Consider the following 23,103-nt stretch of genomic DNA (forward strand, 5'->3'; position numbering starts at 1 on the left):
TCGAATTCGCTTTCTGGTCTCTGCCGGCAACGGGCCGGACATCAAAGCGTTCCCGGTCGGGAACGGCAGAGATTAGATCACCGATTAAGTCCGCAGCATGTAGGCACGAAACTATGCCCGGCCAATGGCGCTTTTTGGCACGGGCAAGTGTAGCGCGTTTTAACCCCGGGGGGAAACCCGTTCCTGCCTGGAAATCGCGCATCTTCAATAATTTAGGAAGCCGTTAAGAGATTGGGCGGAGCTGTGCTCACAAGCCTTCGCCGGAGATTTGGCCGCAACGCCCCGCGGCGTGCGCGCTCGTCGTCCTTGTGGACCGAGCCGGGCCTATGATAGCCACTCGCCGGCATCGGCATTTCCAAACCTCAACGCGTGCCGTCGGACATCCTGTCCATCGAGCGCTGCTCCAGGAGACATTTCATGACCAATGGCAACGGCGCCCCCGTCGAACAGGCCGCTCCCCAGCTCAACGTGCTGGCGCAGTACACCAAGGACCTGTCGTTCGAGAACCCGAACGCGCCGGCCTCGCTCGGACAGCAGCAGCAGCAGCCGGCGATCAACATCCAGATCAATGTCGGTGCCAACAACCTCTCCGAGAACGAGTACGAGGTGATCCTCTCGATCGAGGGCAAGGCCGAGACCGGCGGCAAGGTGATGTTCAGCTTCGACCTCGCCTATGCCGGCGTCTTCCGGATCGTGAACGTACCGAAGGAGAACCTGCACCCGCTGGTCATGATCGAGTGCCCGCGGCTGCTGTTCCCGTTCGCCCGCGAGATCGTCGCGACCTCGGTGCGCGACGGTGGCTTCCCGCCCTTGCTGCTCGACCCCGTCGACTTCGTCGGTCTCTACCGTCAGAACATGGAACGGCAGGCCGCCGCCCAGGCCGCATCCGGCGCAAAGCCGAGCTGATCGGGTACCCTACCCCCGTCATTGCGAGCGCAGCGAAGCAATCCATTGTGCCCAGAAGGGATAGATGGATTGCTTCGTCGCTGCGCTCCTCGCAATGACGAAGAGTTACAGCCCACAATGTAACCAGAGATTTCAAGCCGCCGGGGCTTCAGCAGCTGCCGGCGGCGGCAAATAATCGTTCCAGATCGGCTTGTCGCCCAGGGTGGCGACAAAGGCTCGGTGGGCTTCCCGGTCGACCTCGCTGACCCGCGCGACCAGCGGGATCTCGCGCTGCCGCCGCGGCGCATCACTGTGGCTGCCCGCGCGGGCGTCCGATGCTTCCGATGCCAGGATGAGCTGCGACTGCCGCGCCCCGATCAGGTCGATATAGACCTCGGCCAGCAGCTCGGCGTCGAGCAAGGCGCCGTGCTTGGTGCGGCGGGAATTGTCTATCTGATAACGCGAGCAGAGATCGTCGAGCCGGTTCGACACGCCGGGATGCTTGCGCCGCGCCAGCAGCAGCGTATCGACCAGCCGGTCCTTCGGAATCGCCTTGCGCTTGATGCGGTCGAGCTCGGCGTTGATGAAGCTGATGTCGAACGAGGCGTTGTGGATCACCAGCGGCGTATCGCCAATGAAGGCCAGGAACTCGTCGACCACTTCGGTGAACAGCGGCTTGGAGGCCAGGAACTCGGTCGACAGCCCGTGCACAGCGAATGCTTCCGCCGGCATGTCGCGTTCGGGATTGATGTAGACGTGGTAGGTCTGCCCCGTCGGCATGCGGTTGAATATCTCGACGCAGCCGATTTCGACCAGCCGGTCGCCGCGCAGCGGATCGAGGCCAGTGGTTTCGGTATCGAGAACGATTTCGCGCATGACGTGAGGTAATCCGAAACGCGGGCGAATCAGGCCCGCCGCTGCGGCATCTTAACAACCTCGGCCAGAATGTCGCGGATGCGCGCCCGCACCGGATCAAGTCCGTGCGAGGTATCCACGATGAAATCGGCGCGCTTGCGCTTCTCGGCATCGGGCATCTGCTTTGCGATGATGGCCTCCAGCTTGGCGGCATCCATGGTGCCGCGCGCCAGCACGCGCTCGCGTTGCAGTTCCGGCGAGGTGGTGACGACGACGACGGCATCGACCCGTTTCTCGCCGCCGGTCTCGAACAGCAGCGGAATGTCGAGGACGACGATCGGCGCGCCGGCCGCCTCCGCGTCGGCGAAGAATTTCTGGCGCGATGCGCCGAGCATCGGATGCACGATCTGCTCGAGCTGCTTGATCGCCACCGGGTCTTGCACCACGCGGGCCGAGAGCTTTGCGCGGTCGACCTTGCCGTTGGCGGTGGTGCCGGGAAACGCGGCCTCGATCACCGGCGCGGCTTCGCCCTCATAGAGCTGATGCACGGCCGCATCGGCGTCGTAGACCGGCACGCCGGCCTCGATGAACAGTTTGGCCGTGGTGGATTTCCCCATCCCGATCGAGCCGGTCAGTCCCAAAATCAGCATCGGTTCAGCATCTCTCCGTCGCCGGGCCTCGGCACCTTCACACCGCGAGCAGCTTCTCGCGGCGCAGGAATGCGAGCAGCGACAATAGCGGCAGGCCGAGAATGGTGAAATGGTCGCCTTCGATCCGCTCGAACAGATGCACGCCGAGCCCTTCGAGCTGGTAGGCGCCGACGCTGGTCGTCACCGCCTCCCCGGCCTGGTCGAGATAGGCCTCGATCTCGCCGGCAGCGAGCTGGCGCATCGTCATCCGGGCGACGCTCACATCGTCGAACAGGATCTTTCCATCGCGCGCCACCGAGACAGCGGAATGCAGTTCATGAGTCCGGCCTGCCAACTGACCGAGCTGTTCGGCTGCCTGCGCGCGGCCGGCAGGCTTGCTGAACATCCGTTCGCCCAGCGCCAGCGTCTGATCGGCGCCGACGACATATTGACCAGGTTTCTGCCTCGAGACGAACAGCGCCTTCTCGCGCGCCAGCAGCGACGCGACCTCGCCCGGCGCCGAAAGGCCGGAATTCTTCTGCACCGCGCGTTCGTCCATATCGGCCGGCAACGCCTCGAAGGCGAGACCGGCGTTTTCGAGCAGCATCCGTCGCGCACGGCTCTGCGACGCGAGGATCAGCTCCTGGGGACCACGCCAGATGCTCATGATTTGGCGATCACTCCGACGGCCGCGCGCGCTGGCGGTCGTTATAGAGCTTCATCACGGCAGCGGCGGTTTCCTCGATCGAACGCCGCGTCACGTCGAGCAGCGCCCAGTTGAATTTCGCGCTCAGGCGCCGGGCAAAGGCGACCTCGTCCGCCACCGACTGCTTGTCGATATAGGTGTCGTTGTCGCGGTCGCCCATCGTGAGCAGGCGGTTCTGCCGGACCTGGATCAGGCGCTCGGGCGTCGCGTGCAGGCTGACCACCAGCGGCTTCTTCAGGGTCTCGAGCTGGTGCGGCAGCGGAATGCCCGGCACCAGCGGCACGTTTGCCGTCCTGATGCCGCGGTTGGCGAGATAGATCGAGGTCGGCGTCTTCGAGGTACGCGACACCCCGACCAGCACCACATCGGCCTCCTCGAGGCCTTCGACATGCTGACCGTCGTCATGCATCATCGTGAAGTTCAGCGCATCGATGCGGGCGAAATATTCCGCGTTGAGCACGTGCTGCGCGCCGACCCGCCCGGTCGTCGCAGCACCCAGATACGCCTCGAACAATTGCATCACCGGCCCGATGATCGACAGGCTCGGAACGTTGATCTCCCTGCACTTGCCTTCGAGCCGTCCGACCAGGTCCTTCTCCAGCAGCGTGAACAGCACGATGCCGGGCGATTCCTCGATCTCGTCGAGCACGCGATCAAGCTGCTTCTGGCTACGCACCAGGGGATAGACATGCTCGACCGCGGTGACGTTGGCGTACTGCGCGGCGACCGCGCGCGCCACGGTGATCAGCGTCTCGCCGGTCGAGTCCGACACCAGATGGAGGTGGAAATAATTGGATGTCGTCGGCACCAGAGCCCCTGTCTATCCTGTGAATCCCTGTGGAGGTCGAGGAGAAGATTCCGGGTCCGCCGCCAGGTCCCTGTATATCTCGTCCCCTTCTTCACAGCACCGCCGAAAAGGATAAGTCGACGTCATCGCACAGATGATAGTGAACCGGTGTGGATTTGTCTCTTCATAAGCTGGCCACAGAGGTCCGCAACAGATTGAGTTGAGGGATAGATTCCGGATAACGGCCGCCGCCGGCCTGAATGTTGAGGGATGTGAACAAGCCCGCAAGAACGGCTGGATCGTATTGCATGAGTCAAATTCACCGCCACTAAGACTCAAACCTTAGATTCTAAAATTAATTAGGTTTAGGAGAGCCGTGTGTGCGGATATGTATCCGTCCCTCGCTTGCAAAGCTTAGTTCGCAACGCCGAGGCTGTCCGAGCTGTTTCCCGCCGAGCTGTTCCCTGAAAGGCATCGCTGCGATGTTGTACGACTGGATCAAGGCGCTGCACGTGATTGCCGTCATCTCATGGATGGCCGGAATGCTCTATCTGCCGCGGCTGTTCGTCTATCATTGCGAGGCCGAGGCCGGCTCGAAGCAGTCCGAGACCTTCAAGGTCATGGAACGGCGGCTTTTGCGGGCGATCATCAACCCCGCGATGATCGTGACCTGGCTTGCCGGGCTTTATCTGGCCTGGGCCGGACACTGGTACCTATCGGGCTGGTTTCACGTCAAATTTGCGTTGGTGCTCGCCATGTCGGGTATCCACGGCTTTTTGTCTCGCTGCGTGAAGGACTTCGCCGCGGACCGGAATCAGCGAACCCAGAAATTCTACCGCATTATCAATGAGGTGCCGACGCTTCTGATGATCCTGATCGTGATCATGGTGGTCGTGAAGCCGTTCTAGACATTGCGATGCCCAAGAAGCATGCTTCAGTCCTTCTTGCGAAGGACGGATCGATTTTCTATATAGGTTTTATCCCACCCCACGCAGGCGGATGTGGTCGCGTTTCGGTTCTTTTCGGGCCGGCGCCGCATCAGGTTTGAAAGCCCAAACGGCACTTTCCTGGCTGAGACCTGCGGACCTTCCTTTGGCGTCCGCTTTTTCCAAGCCACCTCGCACCCCTTCCCTACTTACTTCCTCACAGGACGACCCCGATGCGGGAAATCAAACTCCAGGACCTCAAATCGAAAACGCCGGCCGAGCTCGTCTCCTTCGCGGAAGAGAATGGGGTCGAGAATGCCAGCACCATGCGCAAGCAGGAGCTGATGTTCGCAATTCTCAAGCAGCTGGCGATCGCCGAGACCGACATTATCGGTGAGGGCGTCGTCGAGGTGCTGTCCGACGGCTTCGGCTTCCTTCGTTCGCCCGACGCGAACTATCTGCCGGGCCCCGATGACATCTACGTTTCGCCGTCGCAGATCCGCCGTTTCGGCCTGCGCACCGGCGACACGATCGAAGGCCACATCCGCAGCCCGAAGGAAGGCGAACGCTATTTCGCGCTGCTGAAGGTCAACACGCTCAATTTCGAAGACCCGGAAAAGTCGAAGCACAAGGTCAATTTCGACAACCTCACGCCGCTGTTTCCCAATCAGCGTTTCCGCATGGAGCTTGAGGATTCCACCAAGAAGGACCTGTCGGCCCGCGTGATCGACATCGTCGCGCCGATCGGCAAGGGCCAGCGCGCGCTGATCGTGGCGCCGCCGCGCACCGGCAAGACGGTGCTGATGCAGAACATCGCGCACTCGATCACCGCCAATCATCCGGACTGCTATCTGATCGTGCTTCTGATCGACGAACGCCCGGAAGAAGTCACCGACATGCAGCGTTCGGTGAAGGGCGAGGTGGTGTCGTCGACCTTCGACGAGCCCGCGGTGCGCCACGTCCAGGTCGCCGAGATGGTGATCGAAAAGGCCAAGCGCCTGGTCGAGCATGGCCGCGATGTCGTGATCCTGCTCGATTCGATCACCCGCCTCGGCCGGGCCTACAACACCGTGGTGCCGTCATCCGGCAAGGTGCTGACCGGTGGTGTCGATGCCAACGCGCTGCAGCGTCCGAAGCGCTTCTTCGGCGCCGCGCGCAACATCGAGGAGGGCGGTTCGCTGACCATCATCGCGACCGCGCTGGTCGATACCGGCAGCCGCATGGACGAAGTCATCTTCGAAGAATTCAAGGGAACGGGTAACTCGGAACTGATCCTCGACCGCAAGGTCTCGGACAAGCGGACCTTCCCGGCGATCGACATCGCCCGCTCCGGCACCCGCAAGGAGGAGCTGATCACCGATCCGCAGGTGCTGAAGAAGATGTACGTCCTGCGCCGCATCCTCAATCCGATGGGCACCATGGATGCGATCGACTTCCTGCTCGACAAGCTCCGGAACACGAAGAGCAATTCGGAATTCTTCGATTCCATGAACACCTGAGGCTGCAGCCGAAGAGAACAGGGCGCTCCGCAAAACGGGGCGCCTTTTTTCATGCTGCGGATTTGCTGCACCAAGTTGCAGCATAAATCGAGCTCCGCCGGTACGCCGAATATTCATATAAGCTACTGATATTGTTTATATTTAAGATATAGACTTCTGGGGTGGGCCGGATGAGCCGCAGCAAAATTGCTGCGCGGCGGCTGCAACGATTCTCGATCATATTGCATTGCAGCATTTTGCAATATTGCGTGCGAAATGAGAGCGGCATTGCCTTTGCCGATTGGCTTGGGAAGAAATAAGCGATGCATCCGCGCGACCAGACGATCTTCGCTCTATCCTCCGGACGGCCGCCGAGCGCGATCGCCATTGTCAGGCTGTCTGGCCCAATGGGCGCGTCGGTCATTGGGGGATTGGCGGGCAAGAGGCCGGCGCCGCGGATGGCGACCCGGGCGCTGCTTCGCGATTCGGACGGCCAACCGATCGACGATGCGGTCGTGCTCTGGTTCCCTGGCCCGGCAAGTGCGACCGGCGAGGACGTCGCCGAATTTCATGTCCATGGCGGACGCGCAGTGCTGTCGGCGATATTCGAAGCCATCGCGGCATTCGACCATGTTCGACCCGCTGAGCCCGGTGAGTTCACGCGGCGGGCCTTCGAGAACGGCAAGCTTGATCTGACCGAAGCGGAAGGTCTCGACGATCTGATCCATGCCGACACCGACCGCCAGCGGCGGCAGGCGTTGCGGCAGCTGAAGGGGCTGCTCGGCGATCGCGCGCGCGACTGGCGCGAGCGGATCATCGCGGCGTCGGCGCTGATCGAGGCCGGCATTGATTTCTCGGACGAGGGCGATGTCCCCGCGGAACTGATCGCACCGGCGCTTGAGCGGATCCGGGCGCTGCACGATGAGATCATGCAAGTGCTTGCCGGGCAGGGCCAAAGTGAACGGCTGCGGGACGGCCTGGTGGTTGCAATCGCCGGTCCGCCGAATGTCGGCAAATCGACCCTGATCAATCAGTTGGCCAAGCGTGAGGTCGCGATCGTTTCACCGCATGCCGGCACAACGCGCGACGTGATCGAGGTGCAGCTTGATCTCGACGGCTATCCCGTCACCGTCATCGATACCGCCGGGATCCGAGAAACCAACGACCCGGTCGAGCAGGAGGGTGTCCGCCGCGCCCGGGCCCGCGCTGCGGAAGCCGACCTCGTGCTGTGGCTGGCCGACAATGGCAACGCCAAGGCCGGGCATAGCGGCGGGGTGCCAACCTGGCTGGTGCGAAACAAGATCGACTTGGTCAGGACCCCGCCGGGTGAGCGAGGCAGTCAGCCCGAGTTTAGGATCTCGGCCGCTCGTGGCGATGGGCTGTCCGAGCTGATCGCCGCACTGGTCGGTTTCGCGCACGACTATTTTGGAAGCAGCGAAGGCGGTCTGATCAGCCGGACCAGGCAGCGTGGGTTGCTCCAGGAGACTGTCGACTCGCTCCAGCGCAGCATCGACGTGGTCGGGCAGGGCGAGGAGCTCGCAGCGGAGGAACTTCGCAGGGCGGCCCATTCGCTCGGTCGGTTGCTCGGCCGGGTCGACGTCGAGGACATCCTGGACGTCATCTTCCGAGAGTTCTGCGTCGGGAAGTAGCTGAGGCCGGTTTGTTTCACGTTAAACATGGTTTCGGATTGGTTAACTCGCCTCCCGCGTTTCACGTGAAACATTGGGCTTCACGTGACCGCGCTTGTTTCACGTGAAACAGCTCGAGCTCGTCATTGCGAGCGATCCGGATCAATCCATATTTCGCTCAGATGGTCGGGTCTCAGATAGCCGATCTCAACTTCGTTCTTCCGGCTTTCATCACTCCGCGATAGAAGTCCCGCCATGACTTCCAGGGCAGACTCATTCGACGTCATCGTCATCGGCGGCGGCCATGCCGGCTGCGAGGCCGCGAGCGCGGCTGCCCGGATGGGCGCGCAGACGGCCCTGGTGACGCATCGTTTCGCGACCATCGGCGCGATGTCCTGCAATCCCGCTATCGGCGGGCTCGGCAAGGGTCATCTGGTGCGCGAGGTCGATGCGCTCGATGGTCTGATGGGCCGGGTCGCCGATGCCGGCGGCATCCAGTTCCGGATGCTCAATCGCCGCAAGGGTCCCGCCGTCCGTGGTCCGCGGGCCCAGGCCGACCGCAAGCTATATGCGGCCGCGATGCAGGCCGCGATCACCGAGACCGCGAACCTCAGTGTCATCGAGGGCGAGGCGGACGAGCTGATCGTCGTCGAGGGGCGCGTCACCGGCATTCGCCTGGGCGACGGCCGGCAGCTGTCCGCGGGTGCGGTTGTGATCACGACCGGCACCTTCCTGCGCGGTCTGATCCATCTCGGCGAGAAGAATTGGCCGGCGGGCCGGGTCGGTGAGGCGCCGGCCATGGGTCTGTCCGCGTCGTTCGAGCGGGCAGGCTTCGTGCTCGGCCGGCTCAAGACGGGGACTCCGCCGCGCCTCGACGGCACCACGATCGACTGGTCGGCGGTCGAAATGCAGCCCGGAGACGATCCGCCGGAGCCGTTTTCGGTCATGACCGACCGGATCACGACCGCGCAGATCCAGTGCGGCATCACCCGGACCACGCCGGCGACCCATGACGTGATCCGGGCCAATGTGCACCGCTCACCGATGTATTCCGGCCAGATCAAGAGCTCCGGACCGCGCTATTGTCCCTCGATCGAGGACAAGATCGTCCGTTTCGGTGATCGCGACGGCCATCAGATCTTCCTGGAGCCGGAAGGACTCGACGACGACACGGTCTATCCCAACGGCATCTCGACCTCGCTGCCGGAAGAGGTCCAGCTCGCGATCCTCGCCAGCATCCCCGGCCTCGAGCGGGTGAAGATGGTCCGGCCCGGCTATGCGATCGAATACGATCATGTCGATCCGCGGGAGCTCGATCCGACCCTGCAGACCAAGCGGCTGCGTGGGCTTTTCCTGGCCGGCCAGATCAACGGCACCACGGGATACGAAGAGGCGGCGGGGCAGGGCATCGTTGCCGGCCTCAACGCCGCCCTGGCGGCCGGCGGCGCCGACCCGATCGTGTTCGACCGCGCGGACGGCTATCTCGGCGTGATGATCGACGATCTCGTGACCCGGGGGATCACCGAGCCCTATCGGATGTTCACCTCGCGCGCCGAATACCGGCTGACGCTGCGGGCTGACAACGCCGACCAGCGGCTGACCGACAAGGGCATCGCGCTCGGATGCGTCGGGATGGCGCGCGCGGAGCGTCATAGGACCAAGATGACAGCCCTGGACGCCGCCAAGACACTGGCGAAGTCGCTGGCGATCACACCGAACGAGGCCGCCAAGCACGGGCTTTCGCTCAATCGCGACGGCCATCGCCGCTCGGCCTTTGAGCTGCTGGCTTATCCGGAGATCGAGTGGCCGGCGGTCCAGGCGATCTGGCCGGAGCTGTCGGCCATTGACCCGGCGATCGCGGTCCATCTTGAGATCGACGCCAAATACGATGTCTATCTGAAGCGCCAGACCGCGGACGTCGATGCCTTCCGGCGCGACGAGGGCCTGGTGCTGACCGATGTCGATTACGCCGATGTGCCCGGTCTCTCGAACGAAGCGCGCGCCAAGCTGCAGAAAGCGCAGCCGCGAACAGTCGGGCAGGCGGGCCGGATCGACGGCATGACGCCGGCGGCGTTGGGTATCCTGGCGGCCTATCTGCGACGCGAGGCGCGACGGAAATCGGCCAAGGTCAGCGCCTGACGTTTCACGTGAAACAGCGCGGCCTCACGCCGTCACTGCGAGGAGCGAAGCGACGAAGCAATCCATGTCTGCGCGAGCTGTGAGATGGATCGCTTCGTGGAGCCTGTCATCGGGGAGCCTAAGCGCGACCCGTTGGCTCGCAATGACGAACACCAACCTGGCATTCAAGAGAATGGCTTCAATTTCCCGTTCCGCAGACCTCGAAATCTCCGCAGCTGACAAAGCCGCGGCACTCGCGCTGACTCCTGTTTCACGTGAAACGGAAGCCCGGCTCGATCGCTACGTCGCTCTCCTGCTGGAGTGGCAGGCCAAGACCAATCTCGTCGCGCCGTCCACGCTGCCGAATCTCTGGACCCGCCACATCTCCGATTCGCTTCAGCTCCTGAGTCTCGCGCCGACGGCGAAGTCCTGGGTCGATCTCGGCAGCGGCGGCGGCTTCCCCGGCGTCGTGCTTGCCTGTGCATTGGCTGAGACGCCTGGCGCGTCCATCCACTTGGTTGAGCGAATTGCCAAAAAAGCTGCGTTCCTGCGTGAGGCTGTCCGCGTCACGGCGTCGCCTGGGACGGTGCATCTGGCTGATATCGGGGATACTGTGGATAGAATCGCGGGGCCCATCGATTGCGTCACCGCACGGGCGCTGGCTCCGTTACATCAACTCATCGGCTTTGCGGAGCCGTGGGTCAAAAAGGGCGCCAAGGCGCTGTTTTTGAAGGGTCAAGATGTAGAGGCCGAATTGACCGAGGCCACTAAATATTGGACTATTGAGCCAAAGCTACACGCCAGCCGGACCGGCGGACAGGGCTGGATCGTCGAACTCGGGTCAATCGAGCGGCGCTAGGGGACTCCGCAAGAGCAAATGGTATTTTGGTATGACTGTGATGGACGAGGTTTATCAAGGGGATAAGGCGCTCCAAGCGCCGGGCCATCCGCGCATCCTGTCGCTCGCCAACCAGAAGGGGGGCGTCGGCAAGACCACCACAGCGATCAATCTTGGGACCGCACTCGCTGCGATTGGCGAGCGCGTCCTGATCGTCGATCTCGATCCGCAGGGCAACGCCTCGACCGGTCTCGGCATCGATCGCCGCAACCGCAGCTGCTCGACCTACGACGTGCTGATCGGCGAAGCGCCGCTGCGCGATGCCGTAGTCGCGACCGCAGTGCCGCGGCTGCACATTGCGGCATCCACCATGGATCTCTCCGGTCTCGAGCTCGAGCTCGGCACCACGCCGGGCCGTGCCTTCCGGTTGCGCGACGCGATCGCAGGATTGAACAACAACGTCTCGCCGGACTCCGATTACACCTACGTGCTGATCGACTGCCCGCCCTCGCTCAATCTGCTTACCGTCAATGCGATGGCCGCGTCGGACGCGATCCTGGTGCCGTTGCAATGCGAGTTCTTCGCGCTCGAAGGTCTGTCGCAATTGCTGCAGACGGTGGAGCAGGTGCGCTCGACGCTCAATCCGACCCTGTCGATCCACGGCATCGTGCTGACCATGTTCGACTCGCGCAACAACCTCTCCAACCAGGTGGTTGCCGACGTGCGCCAGTTCATGGGCAACAAGGTCTATGACACCATGATCCCACGCAACGTGCGGATCTCGGAAGCGCCGTCCTACGGCAAGCCGGTGCTGGTTTACGATCTCAAATGCGCCGGCAGCGACGCGTATCTCAAGCTTGCCACCGAAGTGATCCAGCGCGAGCGCGAGCTGCGCGCGCATTGAGGGCGATGTGTAGGATGGGTGGAGCGAAGCGATACCCATCGCGGCACTGAACGAGAATGATGGGTTTCGCTGCGCTCTGCCCATCCTACAATCCAGATATCGAAGTTCGGAGTACTGCGTGTGAATCCAAGGGAGCTCGCAACAATGGCCGATGAAGCGCGTTCGCGACTGGGGCGCGGGCTGGCAAGCCTGATCGGAGACGTCGGCGGCGAGGCGGCCGCGCATGTCGAGCGGCCGCGCACGCAGCGCAAGGTGCCGATCGAATTCCTCAAACCCAACCCGCGCAATCCGCGGCGCAGCTTCGCCGATGCCGAGCTCGGCGAACTTGCCGATTCGATCAAGGCGCGCGGCGTGATCCAGCCGATCGTGGTGCGCGCGATCAAGGGCGCGCAGGACCGTTTCGAGATCATCGCCGGCGAACGGCGCTGGCGTGCCTCGCAGCTTGCCGGTCTGCATGAAGTGCCGATCGTGCCGGTCGAGGTCTCCGATTCCGACGCGCTCGAGATCATGATCATCGAGAACGTCCAGCGCGAAGACCTCAACGCGATGGAAGAGGCGCTGGGCTATCACGCGCTCGCCGACGAGTTCAAACGCAGCCAGGAAGAGATCGCCAAGATCGTCGGCAAGAGCCGCAGCCATGTCGCCAACATGATGCGGCTGACCAAATTGCCGAGCGAGGTGCAGGCGCTGATCTCCAAGGGCGATCTCTCCGCCGGCCACGCCCGTGCGCTGATCGGCGTGCCGGATCCGCTGGCTGCCGCCAAGCGCATCGTTGCCGAGGGCCTCAACGTCCGCCAGGCCGAGGCGCTGGCGCATGAGGAGGGCGTGCCGGAGCGCAAGCCGCAGAAGGCGCGTTCTGGCAGCGCGGCCAAGGTCGACAAGGATGCCGATACGCTGGCGCTGGAGAAGCGCGTCAGCGATGCGCTCGGCCTCGCCGTCACCGTCAGCCATCGTGATCCCGGCGGCACCGTGCAGATCAACTACCGCAACCTCGAGCAGCTCGACGAAGTGGTGCGGCGGCTCGAGGGCGGTTAGCTCATCCGACATCTCTCCACGTCATTGCGGGCGTAAGCGAAGCAATCCATTTCTCTGCATGTGCGGAGCGATGGATTGCTTCGTCGCTTCAGCGCAAAATTGCTTTCGCAATTTTGTCGCGAGCTCCTCGCAATGACGGTGGTTGCGACGTCCCGGCTATCCCCGCCGCTTCGCGTTCGCCGCGATCGAGAGCAGCGCGCGCTGCCCGATCACCGCGGCGAGCGAAGCCTGCTTGCGCATGTCGAGCGCCGCGGTCGCGAGCTGATCGATGATGGTCACCAGCCGCGGCGGGGTGAAATTGCGCAGCGCGATCTCGACCATGGGCTTGCGCGAGAAATGCAGCCGCGGAAATCCGCCTTCGAGCACCGCGGATGCCGGCGTGCCGTCCGCGATCGCCAGCGCCGATTTGTGCAGCCACGCCGCCTGGCGCTGCGCAGCCGAGATGATCACGCCGGGATAGGTGCCGGCGACCATCGCCTTCGTGAACTCGCTTTCCACCAGCGCGGCATTGCCGGCGAAGGCGCCGTCGACGATCGGGTCGAGCTTCAGCTCGGAGGCGTCGGAGACCACGGTCATGACGTCGTCGAGCGTGATCTCGCCCTTGCCGTGCGCGAACAGCGCGAGCTTGCGCAGCTCGTTGCGCGAGGCCATGCGGTCGCCGCCGAGCAGCGACATCAGCACCGCGCGCGCATCGCTCGCCAGCCGCAGGTTGGATACGCGGAGCTCTTCCTCGATCAACTTGGTCAGGTCGCGTTCGGTGTCGGGATAGCATCCGATCGCGACCGCGTTCTTGGCGCGCTCGCAGATCTTGCGCAGCGGCGATTCCGGCCGGAGCTCGCCGGCCTCGATCACGATGCGGCAGTCTTTCAGCGCGGCGGTCTCGGTCAGCGTCTCGACGCCGCTTGCGAAATTGCGCGAGCCGGCGCGGACGCGGATGGCGCGGCGGCCGCCGAACAGCGGTACCGTCATCGCTTCATCGACCAGCCGCGACGGCTCGGCGGCGAGTTCGTCGCCATCGAGCCGCACCAGCGAGAACGGATCGTTGGGATCGTCGACCGCGGAGGCCATCAACGCGTCGGCGCGCTCGCGTACCAGCCCTAAGTCCGGGCCGTACAGCAGGATGATCGGTCGTCCGGCGTCCGGCCGGGCGAGGAAGCTGTCGATCTCTTTTCCGCGAAGTGCGACCAATGCGTCGATCAGGTCCCGCTGGAGAAGAACGAGGCGAGCCGGGTCTGGATATTGTCGGCGATCTCGTGCGCGGCGCGGTCCTCTGCGTCGCGCAGGGCGCGGGTGCGAGCGAAGCGCTGGTAGGAGCCCGGCATGTCATAGGATACGCGCGAGAACGTGGTACCGGTCATGACCGACTTGTTCGAGGCGATCTCGATCAGGTTGAACTGGGCGTCGACGCCATAGTTCTCGCTGCTCGGCAGCGCGGTGGCCGGGTCGATCATCAGCGAGGAGCGGCTGGTGGTGAAGCGCAGCACCAGCCGGTGCGTCGGCGGCATGCCAGTGGCGGTGCCGTAGAGCTTGAAGGCGAGGGCATTGCGGACCTCGACGCCGACCCGGGCCTCGCGGGAGGCATTCGGCTTGTCGACCGGCGGAACCTCGACGCCCATCAGCTTTTCGCGCAGCGCGGGCGAACCGTCGAGGGTGCGCTCGGCATACATCGGCTGGAAGCATCCGGCCGTCAGCGCGGCCAAGGCGGCCACGGCTACAAACCGGGCGGCGATCCTGATCCTAGCCGACAACATTGACGATCCTCATGGGCACCACGATCACCTTGCGGACGGGTTTGCCGTCCAAGGCGGCTTTTACCGCATCGAGCGCCAAAACGGCAGCCTCTATCTCCGCATTTTGGGCGGTGCGTGGCACGGTGACATCACCTCGTTTTTTACCGTTGACCTGGACGACCAGGGTCACGCTGTCTTCGACCAGCAAATCGCGCTCGATTTGCGGCCAATCGGCCTCGGAAACCAGCCCGGTTCGGCCCAGAACCACCCAGCACTCCTCGGCCAGATGCGGCATCATCGGCGAGAACAGCTGGACCAGGATCGTCGCAGCCTCCTTGACGGCCCAAGCAACGTCCGGAGAGACATCCGGCGCCGGCTTGTCGCCTTTGGCCAGCACTTCGGCCAGCGCATTGGCGAATTCGCGGATATGGGCGAGGCAGACGTTGAAATGCAGCCGCTCGATCCCGGACGACACCTTGTCGAGCGCGCCATGGGCCGCCTTGCGCAGCGCCTGCGCCTCGGGTCCGAACGAAGCCGGCCGGGCCGCCGGCGCCGCCTTGGCGATCTCCGCCGATTCGTTCACCAGCCGCCACAGCCGCTGCACGAAGCGGGCGGCGCCCTGCACCCGCTCGTCGCTCCAGATCACGTCGCGGTCCGGCGGCGAGTCCGACAGCATGAACCAGCGCGCCACGTCGGCGCCGTAGCTCGCGATGATGTCGTCGGGGTCGACGGTGTTCTTCTTCGACTTAGACATCTTCTCGATCGGGCCGATCTCGATGTCTTCGCCGGTCGCCAGCAGCACCGCGCGGCGAGCGTTACCATCAACCTCGATCTTCACCTCGGCCGGGGTGACCCAGCTGCCGTCGGCCTTCTGGTAGGTCTCGTGCACCACCATGCCCTGGGTGAACATGCCGGCGAACGGCTCCGACATGTCGATGTGGCCGGTGGCCTTCATCGCGCGGGTGAAGAAGCGGCTGTAGAGCAGATGCAGGATCGCGTGCTCGACGCCGCCGATGTACTGGTCGACCGGCATCATCCGGTTGGCGATCGCCGGCGTGGTCGGCGCGGTCTCGTTCCACGGATCGGTGAAGCGCGCGAAGTACCAGGACGAGTCCACGAAGGTGTCCATCGTGTCGGTCTCGCGCACCGCCTTGCCGCCGCACTTCGGGCAGTTGACGTGCTTCCAGGTCGGGTGATGGTCGAGCGCGTTGCCCGGTCTGTCGAAGGAGACGTCCTCCGGCAGTGTCACCGGCAACTGATCGTCCGGCACCGGCACCACGTCGCATTTGGGGCAATGGATCACCGGGATCGGGCAGCCCCAATAACGCTGGCGCGAAATGCCCCAGTCGCGCAGGCGGAAATTGACCTGACGCTCGCCGACCGGCGCGTTGCCGCGGACTTCGCTCTCCAGCCGTTTCGCAACGTCTTCCTTGGCAGCTTCGATGGTCATGCCGTCGAGGAAGCGCGAATTGATCATGCGGCCGTCGCCGTCATAGGCGGTGTCGGTGATGACAAAGGTCTTCGGGTCCTGCCCTTCAGGGCAGACCACCGGGACGTTGCCGAGATTGTACTTGTTGACGAAGTCGAGGTCGCGCTGGTCGTGCGCGGGGCAGCCGAAGATCGCGCCGGTGCCGTATTCCATCAGCACGAAATTCGCGACATAGACCGGCAGCTTCCAGCTCGGATCGAACGGATGCACCGCCTTGATGCCGGTGTCGAAGCCCTGCTTCTCGGCGGTGTCGATGATCGACTGCGCGGTGCCGATCTTCTTGATGTCGGCAATGAACGCGGCGAGATCAGGATTCTTCGCGGCAGCGGCCTGCGCCAGCGGATGATCCGCCGAGATCGCCATGAATTTTGCGCCGAACAGCGTGTCCGGCCGTGTGGTGAAGATCTTCAGCTCGCTCTCACCGGCCGGCGTGGTTGCCGGATCCAGCGCGAAGCGGATCAAGAGGCCCTCGGAGCGGCCGATCCAGTTGCGCTGCATCAGCCGCACCTTGTCGGGCCAGCGGTCGAGACCATCCAGCGCGTCCAGCAGCTCCTGCGCGTACTTCGTGATCTTGAAGACCCACTGGCTCATTTCCCGTTGTTCGACAACGGCGCCCGAACGCCAGCCGCGGCCGTCGATCACCTGCTCGTTGGCGAGCACGGTCATGTCGACCGGGTCCCAGTTCAGCTTGCGCTTCTCGCGTTCGGCGAGGCCGGCAGCCAGCATGTCCAGGAACATCTTCTGCTGATGCTTGTAGTAGCTGGGGTCGCAGGTCGCGAACTCGCGGGACCAGTCGAGCGACAGCCCGATCGACCGCAGCTGCTTCTTCATCGCGGCGATGTTGTCGTAGGTCCAGGCCTTCGGCGCCACCTTGCGCTCGATCGCGGCGTTCTCGGCCGGCAGGCCGAACGCATCCCAGCCCATCGGGTGCAGCACGTTGAAACCCTTGGCGCGCATGAAGCGGGCCAGCACGTCGCCGAGCGTGTAATTGCGGACATGGCCGATATGGATGCGCCCCGACGGATAGGGGAACATCTCGAGCACGTAATATTTCGGCCGCTTATCGTCGTTCTTGGAGGCAAAGATCGCCTTTTCGTCCCAGATGGCTTGCCAGCGGGGTTCGGATTCACGGGCGTTGTAGCGTTCGGCGGTCATGAAATCGCAGGGTTTTCGGTGATTTTCGGGTCCCATCCGGGGACGGCGGACTAGGCCACAAAAACGCCCATGGGGTCAACGGCTTGGGGCCCGGCAAATGCTCATGCCGGGGCGCCGCCAGCAGTCTTCCCGTCGTCCTGGCGAAAGCCAGGACCCATAACCACAGGCGTTTGTTGGGAAAGGGGTCGCGGCCCCAGCTTCGCGCAATCATCAGCCGCGGGGGTAATGGGTCCTGGCCTTCGCCAGGACGACACCGAATGTACAGCTTCGCCGGTGGTCAAGGTTCCGCATTTTCGCGACGCGATCCGGTGCTTAGCCGAGGGCGTCAATGTCTGCGCAAAGCGTCGGTCGTGTTTGATGCTAGAGGTACGACGGATGATCGCGCTGATCTCGGGGGCGCAAGATCCTGGATGAAATCCCTGAGTGCCTCGGTGTCGAACGGCTTGCGGAGGATCTTCAGGCTCGGCGGTGCTGCATTTGCGGCATCGCTGTAACCGGTTGTCAGGGCGATCGGCAAACCCGGGTAGCGTGACCGCACTTCTCTCGCGAGCCCGACGCCATCGATGGTTCCTGGCATGACGATATCGCTGAAGACGAGATCGATCCTGGTGCCGGCATCGAGCAGTTTCAACGCCGCTTCGGCCGAATCCCGATAGATCGTTTCATAGCCCAGATGCTCGAACAGCGAGGATGTGACGTCAGCCACTTCGGGGCTATCGTCGACAACGAGAACCGTCTGCCGCTGCGGCTGTCTCGGCCTTGCTCTGGCGGCGGCGAGGTCTTTGCTGGCGGTCTGCTCGTCTGCGCAGGACGGCAAATAGATTGTAATCGTCGTTCCCTGACCAACCTTGCTGTCCGCCGTCACCGTTCCGCCAGCCTGATGCGCGAAGCCATAGACTTGGGACAGGCCGAGCCCGGTCCCCTTGCCGACCTCCTTGGTCGTGAAGAACGGATCGAACATCTTGGACAGAAGATTCGGCGGAATACCGGTGCCGGTATCGCCAAGCGCGATGGCAAAGAAAGCCTTTGCGCGGCGATCGCCGCCGGTCTCCTGGTTCGCGGTCACCGCATGGACGGACAAGGTGAACGTGCCGCCGCTCGGCATTGCATCGCGCGCATTGACGGCGATGTTGACGATCGCGAGCTCCAGCTCGGCGAGGTCCACCTTGACCGACGCTATGCCCTCACCGACGTTCTCGTTGTAGACGATGTTTCCGCGCAGTGAGCTCTCGATCATCGTCCGCATGTTCTTGATGGACGCGTTCAGATCGACGACCGTCGGGCTGAGATGCTGATGACGAGAGAAGGTCAGCAATTGGCGCGTGAGGCTCTCGCCGCGTTTGGCCGCGGTCTGGATGGCTTCGATTGCTTTGGGCAGTTTCGGATCAAGCAGGCGCGTGAAGATCTGGGCGCTGCCTCCGATGATCATCAACAGATTGTTGAAGTCGTGCGCAATCCCGCCGGTCAGTTTGCCGATCGCCTCCATCTTCTGCGACATCGCGAGCTGTTCGCGGGCCTGAACCAGCTTCTCCTCCGCGTCGCGCCGCTCGGTTGCGTCGCGCAGAATACTGATGAAGCCGATCAGGTTTCCTGCGTCATCATGGCTCGACGACACGGAGCCCGTGATGAAGAACGGCGTGCCATTCTTTCTGATCCGCCAACCCTCGACGTCGTACTTGCCTCTTTCGATTGCCGTCTCCAGCGCGTGTGCGGGCGAACCCGCGCGGCGTTCATCCGGCCGATAGAAAATTCCAAAATGCTTGCCGATGATTTCGTCCGAGCTGTAGCCGATGATCTTTTGAGCGGTGCTGTTCCAACTCGTGACGTGTCCCTCGCGATCGAGCGCGAAAATCGCATAGTCGACGACGCCTTCGATAAGGGTCTGGAAATGCCGCCTGATGTTGTCGAGCGCCAGGGCTTTCCGTTCAAGTTGATCGTTCAGTTGGTCCCGGACAGAAAGGAGATGGGCTTCCGCGGTCTGGCGCGTCGCAATGGCCGCTGCCAGCGCAAGAGGAGCTGCCGATGCGCTGATCGAAAGCACGAGCAAGGATAACAGTGCGCCATTCGGATCCGTTTTCGGAAACGGCTCATTCCCGACCGAGAACCCCCATACGGCCATGCCGACGAAAATGAACGCAGCCGTCGACACGGTGCGTCGATCGCCGCGCAGTCCGGCCCAGATCAAGGGGAGTAGAGCCAGAAAGCCCAGAAGGCTCCGATGCGGCAGCAGCACGTCGAGGTCGGGGCTGATGAGGTCGCTGCCGATGAGCGGGCTGTAAGCAACGATTCCGACGATGCCGGCGAGAGCGGGGACCGCGATCGATTCCAGCAGCTTCCATTTGGAAGGAATGCGGAAGGGCATCGTCGCCCAGAGCACGATGAGCGGAGCAATCACCAGCGCTCCGGCAGCGTCCGCAAGCCACCAGGTCACCCCGGCGCCGACGGAATCGGAGAGGCTCGATTCATTGGCGAGCGCAGAGCCGGCCGAGGCAATGGCTGAGCTGACGATCGTCGTCGGCGCAAAGCAAATGATTGCAAACTTTGCGACACCGACAGGCGTGGCAAACGTCTGGCGACCGTTCGACCAACGGTCGATCAGCCATGTCCCGGCACATGCAGCAAGCAGGCTGCCGGTCCCGGCGGTGCCAAGTTCCAGCAGCGATCGGTCGGCCATGAAGTAGGGAGAGACGGCCCCCATCAGGATCGCCGGCCAGATCCGGTAGCCGCGCAGCAGGACCAGCGCGAGCGCAAGCCCGGTCGGCGGCCATAGCGGTGTCGCGGTTGGGTTGATCGCGGGAACCAGTCGCGCGGCTTCGGCAAGGCCGCCATAAATCGCGGCGATGATCAGGATTTCGACCGCGTAGGTCGCAATGCTCCGAGCGTCGCCAAAAGCGAGCACCCTGGCCTGATCGAACGTTGCCCTTTCCATCGCAAGCCTTTGCCGAGGGCATTTCAAGAATGCGGTGGCGACCTGTCCCCTGATCCAGTGTCACCAAAAGAGGCGAATCGCATCGTCATGGCGTCGATGTTCCCGCCAAGCACTCAACGCAGTTTTGACCAAAGCATGGCCGCACGATAGTGAGTAGAGGGGCGCCCGGCAATTTCGGAACGAGGGGGCTATCGGGCAACACCATTGACCTAATAGCGGTGGCGCACCGGGATCCGAAACAGGTCACGGCGGAATCCGGAATACAAATTGGGTACGATCCGCTGCGTGTCGATGAGAGCACCGGCAGTTATTCTGCCTGTTGGCGCGAGGGATCAGATGCTCCACCTGCACGGGGCGATGCAGCTAGCTCGCCAGCGCCATCCCGGCTTCATCCAGCGTCTGCAGGAAGCCGTGCTCGATCACGGCATTCCTGCCGCGGCGCTTGGCGGCGTAGAGGGCGGCATCCGCGGCTTCGATCAGGTCGCCGGGGCGCTGGGTCTCGTTCGGCTTTGTGGTTGCGACGCCGACGCTGACGGTGACGACGCAATGGCTCGAGGGCGCGTGCGGCACGGCGAGCCCGAGCACCGCGGTGCGCACGGTCTCGCCGATCGCGAGCGCATGGGCGGCGTCGGTGTTCGGCAGCAAGAGGCAGAATTCCTCGCCGCCATAGCGGCCGGCGAAGCCCATCGTGTCGGCGGCGATTCCGGACAGCACCTCACCGATCCGCGTCAGGCAGGCGTCGCCTTCGGGATGGCCGTAGGTGTCGTTGTAGAGTTTGAAGTGATCGACATCGATCATCATCAGCGACAGTTCGCATTCATACTGCTGCGCCCGCATCCACTCGAAATCGAGCCGGCTCTGGAAGCCGCGCCGGTTGGCAAGGCCGGACAGTGCGTCGATCGAGGCCATCACGGTGAGGCGGTCGTTGGACTCGACGAGCTCGCGCTCGCGCTGGCTGAGCTGCGCGGCCATCGCGTTGAAGGCGCGCGCCAGCGGGACGAATTCCGACGGCAGCTTGTGCTTGGCGACGCGCGCCGACCAGTCGCCCTCGCCGAATCGCCGCGCCATGCCGGTCATCAGCTCGATCGGATGGATGACGAGCCGCTCCGCGCCGACCAGGGCGCCGAGCAGCACGAACAAGCAGACGAAGCCGAGCTGCAGATAGGCGGTGCGGATCTCGCGGTTGATCGCCGCTGTTACCTTGGCCTCGTCCATGCTGACGATCAGGCGGGACTGCGTTCCGACGATGCGGGCGAAACTCAGCGTGCGCTGCGCGCCATCGGCGGCCGTGAACGACACCGTGCCGGACGGCTCGTCGTAGCTCAGCGCCTTCTCGGCAATCGCCGACATCAGAGGGATGGTGTCGAGCGAGTGGCCGATCAGGCTGGCATGATCCGATGGAGCGGCGATCACCACCCCGGTGCTGTCCACCAGCACGGCCGACATGCCGGGCTGGCCGCCGAGATTGGCCATGATCTGCGACAGCCAGTCGATGTTGATGCCGGCGACCACGACGGCATCCTGCTCCGGATTGATCGCCGCCACCGGATAGGCGGCCATCATCATCGGCCGGCCGTTGGTCCTGCCGCGCAGATAGTCGCTGAACACGAAGCCACGGTTGTCCTGCGCCTTCTTGAAATATTCGCGATCGCCGAGATTGAGCCCGACCTGCATGTTGAGCGTCGAGCATTGCACGACGCCGTCCCGGGAGACGAACATGATGCTGCGGATCCAGGGCAGCACCGTCGGCAGGCTGGCGCGCAGCACCTCGCAGCTCTGCCCAATGCCGCTGGAGGCGCGGATATAGGCCGCCGATTTCAGCATGGTCTCGACCGAGGAGACCACCTCGCGCTGGGTCTCGGCGGCGTGCGCGGTGAGGTTGGCATAGCCGGCGGCGGCCTGCGCGATCTGCTTGCTGCGGGAATCTTCCAGGGTGCGGACGCGATCGAGCATCAGCGGCGCGACCAGCATCACCGCAAGCAGGGCGAGCCGGGCACGAATACCCAGAACCTTCTTGAGCCTGACCCGGTTGCGGTTGAAAGTAACGCCCGACATTCTATTCCCTTGCCCGCGCGCAAGGTAGAATGCAGGGCTTCAAAAAGCCTTTCCCGAATTTGGTAAAATTCGAGCCAACCCCCGCATCTTGTCAGAGAACGGCACAAGCATGACGCAAAGCCCGACCACGCCGTTATCGGCTGATTCACCACATGGTCTCGCCGCCGTGGAGCAGGCGATCACGCATGCCTGCAAGGAAGCGCGGCGCGACCGCGCGTCGGTGACGCTGATCGCGGTGTCGAAGACCTTCGCGGCCGACGCAATTTTGCCGATTATCGGCGCCGGCCATCGCGTATTTGGCGAAAATCGCGTGCAGGAGGCCAAGGGCAAGTGGCCGGAGCTGATCAAGGCTCATCCGGGCGTGCTGCTCCATCTGATCGGGCCGTTGCAGTCGAACAAGGCGAAGGAGGCGGTTGCGCTGTTCGATGCGATCCATTCGGTCGACCGCGCCAGCATTTGCGAAGCGTTAGCCAAGGAAATCAAAAATCAGGGCAAGCGCCCGGAACTGTTCGTCCAGATCAATACCGGTGAGGAGTCGCAGAAGGCCGGCGTCGCGCCGCAGGATGCGGATACCTTCATCGCGGCGTGCCGCGAAAAGTATGATTTGCCGATCTCGGGACTGATGTGCATTCCGCCGGTCGACCAGGCGCCGGCTCCGCATTTCGCGCTCTGCGCCAAGATCGCTGCGCGCAATGGCTTGAAGAATCTCTCGATGGGCATGAGCGCGGATTTCCCCGTGGCAATCGCGATGGGCGCCACCCACGTGCGGGTGGGTTCGGCGATCTTCGGCACGCGGACGAAGCCGCATAACTAATTGTCGTCCCGGCGAAGGCCGGGACCCATAACCACCGAAGTCAGTTGCAGGCTCCATATCTAGCCGCATGCCTCTTCCTGAGGCCGCGGCGTATGGTCCTGGCTTTCGCCAGGACGACGATGCGGATTGTCTGTACGCCGTC

At 63.5% G+C, this 23,103-nt stretch carries 18 protein-coding genes and 1 pseudogene; 9 read left to right on the forward strand and 10 right to left on the reverse strand.

The window, feature by feature from the left end; all coding sequences use genetic code 11:
* Positions 1-417 precede the first annotated feature (417 nt).
* Positions 418-906 carry a protein-export chaperone SecB gene (gene secB / locus JQ507_33240; GenBank protein QRI69660.1) on the forward strand — a complete coding sequence of 163 codons (489 nt, stop codon included), beginning with the start codon at positions 418-420 and terminating at the stop codon, positions 904-906.
* 132 nt (positions 907-1,038) lie between these two features.
* On the opposite strand, the gene dnaQ is transcribed toward secB, so the two are convergent.
* Genes dnaQ through JQ507_33260 form a run of 4 tightly spaced genes read right to left on the reverse strand, consistent with a single transcriptional unit; the run spans position 1,039 to position 3,883 of the window.
* A complete protein-coding gene (dnaQ, locus tag JQ507_33245; protein QRI69661.1) occupies positions 1,039-1,761 on the reverse strand; it encodes a DNA polymerase III subunit epsilon in 723 nt (240 codons plus the stop codon).
* A gap of 29 nt (positions 1,762-1,790) precedes the next feature.
* A complete protein-coding gene (locus tag JQ507_33250; protein QRI69662.1) occupies positions 1,791-2,390 on the reverse strand; it encodes a dephospho-CoA kinase in 600 nt (199 codons plus the stop codon).
* A gap of 37 nt (positions 2,391-2,427) precedes the next feature.
* A complete protein-coding gene (locus JQ507_33255; GenBank protein QRI69663.1) occupies positions 2,428-3,036 on the reverse strand; it encodes a Maf family protein in 609 nt (202 codons plus the stop codon).
* A 10-nt stretch (positions 3,037-3,046) separates the two neighbouring features.
* Positions 3,047-3,883, reverse strand: a complete 837-nt coding sequence (locus tag JQ507_33260; protein QRI69664.1) for a kinase/pyrophosphorylase — start codon at positions 3,881-3,883, stop codon at positions 3,047-3,049.
* Between the two features lie 464 nt (positions 3,884-4,347).
* Between JQ507_33260 and hemJ the strand changes: the two genes are divergently transcribed.
* Positions 4,348-4,770, forward strand: coding sequence for a protoporphyrinogen oxidase HemJ (hemJ, locus tag JQ507_33265; GenBank protein QRI73618.1), 423 nt, complete (start codon positions 4,348-4,350; stop codon positions 4,768-4,770).
* 251 nt (positions 4,771-5,021) lie between these two features.
* The gene (gene rho / locus JQ507_33270; protein QRI69665.1) at positions 5,022-6,287 is read left to right on the forward strand and encodes a transcription termination factor Rho; all 1,266 of its coding nucleotides are present in this window, start codon (positions 5,022-5,024) and stop codon (positions 6,285-6,287) included.
* 122 nt (positions 6,288-6,409) lie between these two features.
* Here rho and JQ507_33275 read toward each other — a convergent pair.
* Positions 6,410-6,654, reverse strand: a pseudogene (locus JQ507_33275) (hypothetical protein).
* Here JQ507_33275 and mnmE point away from each other — a divergent pair.
* The 5 genes from mnmE to JQ507_33300 all read left to right on the forward strand — a co-directional run bounded on the left by mnmE (position 6,590) and on the right by JQ507_33300 (position 12,789).
* Positions 6,590-7,915 carry a tRNA uridine-5-carboxymethylaminomethyl(34) synthesis GTPase MnmE gene (gene mnmE / locus JQ507_33280; protein QRI69666.1) on the forward strand — a complete coding sequence of 442 codons (1,326 nt, stop codon included), beginning with the start codon at positions 6,590-6,592 and terminating at the stop codon, positions 7,913-7,915. The pseudogene JQ507_33275 and the gene mnmE overlap by 65 nt on opposite strands.
* Positions 7,916-8,149: 234 nt before the next feature.
* On the forward strand, positions 8,150-10,033 hold the full coding sequence (gene mnmG, locus JQ507_33285) for a tRNA uridine-5-carboxymethylaminomethyl(34) synthesis enzyme MnmG (GenBank protein QRI69667.1): 1,884 nt from the start codon (positions 8,150-8,152) through the stop codon (positions 10,031-10,033).
* 172 nt (positions 10,034-10,205) lie between these two features.
* Positions 10,206-10,871 (forward strand): 16S rRNA (guanine(527)-N(7))-methyltransferase RsmG, encoded by a 666-nt coding sequence (rsmG, locus tag JQ507_33290; GenBank protein QRI73619.1) that lies wholly within the window; start codon positions 10,206-10,208, stop codon positions 10,869-10,871.
* 31 nt (positions 10,872-10,902) lie between these two features.
* Positions 10,903-11,754: a ParA family protein gene (locus JQ507_33295; GenBank protein ID QRI69668.1), complete on the forward strand. Its 852-nt coding sequence runs from the start codon at positions 10,903-10,905 to the stop codon at positions 11,752-11,754.
* Positions 11,755-11,898: 144 nt separating this feature from the next.
* On the forward strand, positions 11,899-12,789 hold the full coding sequence (locus JQ507_33300) for a ParB/RepB/Spo0J family partition protein (GenBank protein ID QRI69669.1): 891 nt from the start codon (positions 11,899-11,901) through the stop codon (positions 12,787-12,789).
* A 156-nt stretch (positions 12,790-12,945) separates the two neighbouring features.
* Here JQ507_33300 and JQ507_33305 read toward each other — a convergent pair whose 3' ends face one another.
* From JQ507_33305 to JQ507_33325, 5 genes are all read right to left on the reverse strand, one after another.
* Entirely contained in the window at positions 12,946-13,977 is a 1,032-nt protein-coding gene (locus tag JQ507_33305) for a DNA polymerase III subunit delta (protein QRI69670.1), read from the reverse strand.
* A gap of 8 nt (positions 13,978-13,985) precedes the next feature.
* Positions 13,986-14,540: a hypothetical protein gene (locus JQ507_33310; protein ID QRI69671.1), complete on the reverse strand. Its 555-nt coding sequence runs from the start codon at positions 14,538-14,540 to the stop codon at positions 13,986-13,988.
* The gene (locus tag JQ507_33315) at positions 14,527-17,163 is read right to left on the reverse strand and encodes a leucine--tRNA ligase (protein QRI69672.1); all 2,637 of its coding nucleotides are present in this window, start codon (positions 17,161-17,163) and stop codon (positions 14,527-14,529) included. The genes JQ507_33310 and JQ507_33315 overlap by 14 nt, the downstream gene beginning before the upstream one ends.
* A 325-nt stretch (positions 17,164-17,488) precedes the next feature.
* Complete coding sequence (locus JQ507_33320) at positions 17,489-20,092, reverse strand: MASE1 domain-containing protein (GenBank protein ID QRI69673.1); 2,604 nt, start codon at positions 20,090-20,092, stop codon at positions 17,489-17,491.
* Positions 20,093-20,455: 363 nt separating this feature from the next.
* The gene (locus JQ507_33325) at positions 20,456-22,147 is read right to left on the reverse strand and encodes a diguanylate cyclase (protein ID QRI69674.1); all 1,692 of its coding nucleotides are present in this window, start codon (positions 22,145-22,147) and stop codon (positions 20,456-20,458) included.
* A gap of 109 nt (positions 22,148-22,256) precedes the next feature.
* Here JQ507_33325 and JQ507_33330 point away from each other — a divergent pair, with 109 nt between their 5' ends.
* On the forward strand, positions 22,257-22,961 hold the full coding sequence (locus JQ507_33330) for a YggS family pyridoxal phosphate-dependent enzyme (GenBank protein QRI69675.1): 705 nt from the start codon (positions 22,257-22,259) through the stop codon (positions 22,959-22,961).
* The last annotated feature ends 142 nt before the right edge of the window (positions 22,962-23,103 follow it).

The sequence above is a fragment of the Bradyrhizobium sp. PSBB068 genome, from assembly GCA_016839165.1.
Lineage (GTDB): Bacteria > Pseudomonadota > Alphaproteobacteria > Rhizobiales > Xanthobacteraceae > Bradyrhizobium.

Coding starts and splice junctions, on each gene's coding strand:
- secB (QRI69660.1), top strand. CDS start 418: ATGACCAATGGCAACGGCGCCCCCGTCGAACAGGCCGCTCCCCAGCTC.
- dnaQ (QRI69661.1), bottom strand. CDS start 1,761: ATGCGCGAAATCGTTCTCGATACCGAAACCACTGGCCTCGATCCGCTG.
- JQ507_33250 (QRI69662.1), bottom strand. CDS start 2,390: ATGCTGATTTTGGGACTGACCGGCTCGATCGGGATGGGGAAATCCACC.
- JQ507_33255 (QRI69663.1), bottom strand. CDS start 3,036: ATGAGCATCTGGCGTGGTCCCCAGGAGCTGATCCTCGCGTCGCAGAGC.
- rho (QRI69665.1), top strand. CDS start 5,022: ATGCGGGAAATCAAACTCCAGGACCTCAAATCGAAAACGCCGGCCGAG.
- mnmE (QRI69666.1), top strand. CDS start 6,590: ATGCATCCGCGCGACCAGACGATCTTCGCTCTATCCTCCGGACGGCCG.
- mnmG (QRI69667.1), top strand. CDS start 8,150: ATGACTTCCAGGGCAGACTCATTCGACGTCATCGTCATCGGCGGCGGC.
- rsmG (QRI73619.1), top strand. CDS start 10,206: ATGGCTTCAATTTCCCGTTCCGCAGACCTCGAAATCTCCGCAGCTGAC.
- JQ507_33295 (QRI69668.1), top strand. CDS start 10,903: ATGACTGTGATGGACGAGGTTTATCAAGGGGATAAGGCGCTCCAAGCG.
- JQ507_33300 (QRI69669.1), top strand. CDS start 11,899: ATGGCCGATGAAGCGCGTTCGCGACTGGGGCGCGGGCTGGCAAGCCTG.
- JQ507_33310 (QRI69671.1), bottom strand. CDS start 14,540: ATGTTGTCGGCTAGGATCAGGATCGCCGCCCGGTTTGTAGCCGTGGCC.
- JQ507_33315 (QRI69672.1), bottom strand. CDS start 17,163: ATGACCGCCGAACGCTACAACGCCCGTGAATCCGAACCCCGCTGGCAA.
- JQ507_33320 (QRI69673.1), bottom strand. CDS start 20,092: ATGGAAAGGGCAACGTTCGATCAGGCCAGGGTGCTCGCTTTTGGCGAC.
- JQ507_33325 (QRI69674.1), bottom strand. CDS start 22,147: ATGTCGGGCGTTACTTTCAACCGCAACCGGGTCAGGCTCAAGAAGGTT.
- JQ507_33330 (QRI69675.1), top strand. CDS start 22,257: ATGACGCAAAGCCCGACCACGCCGTTATCGGCTGATTCACCACATGGT.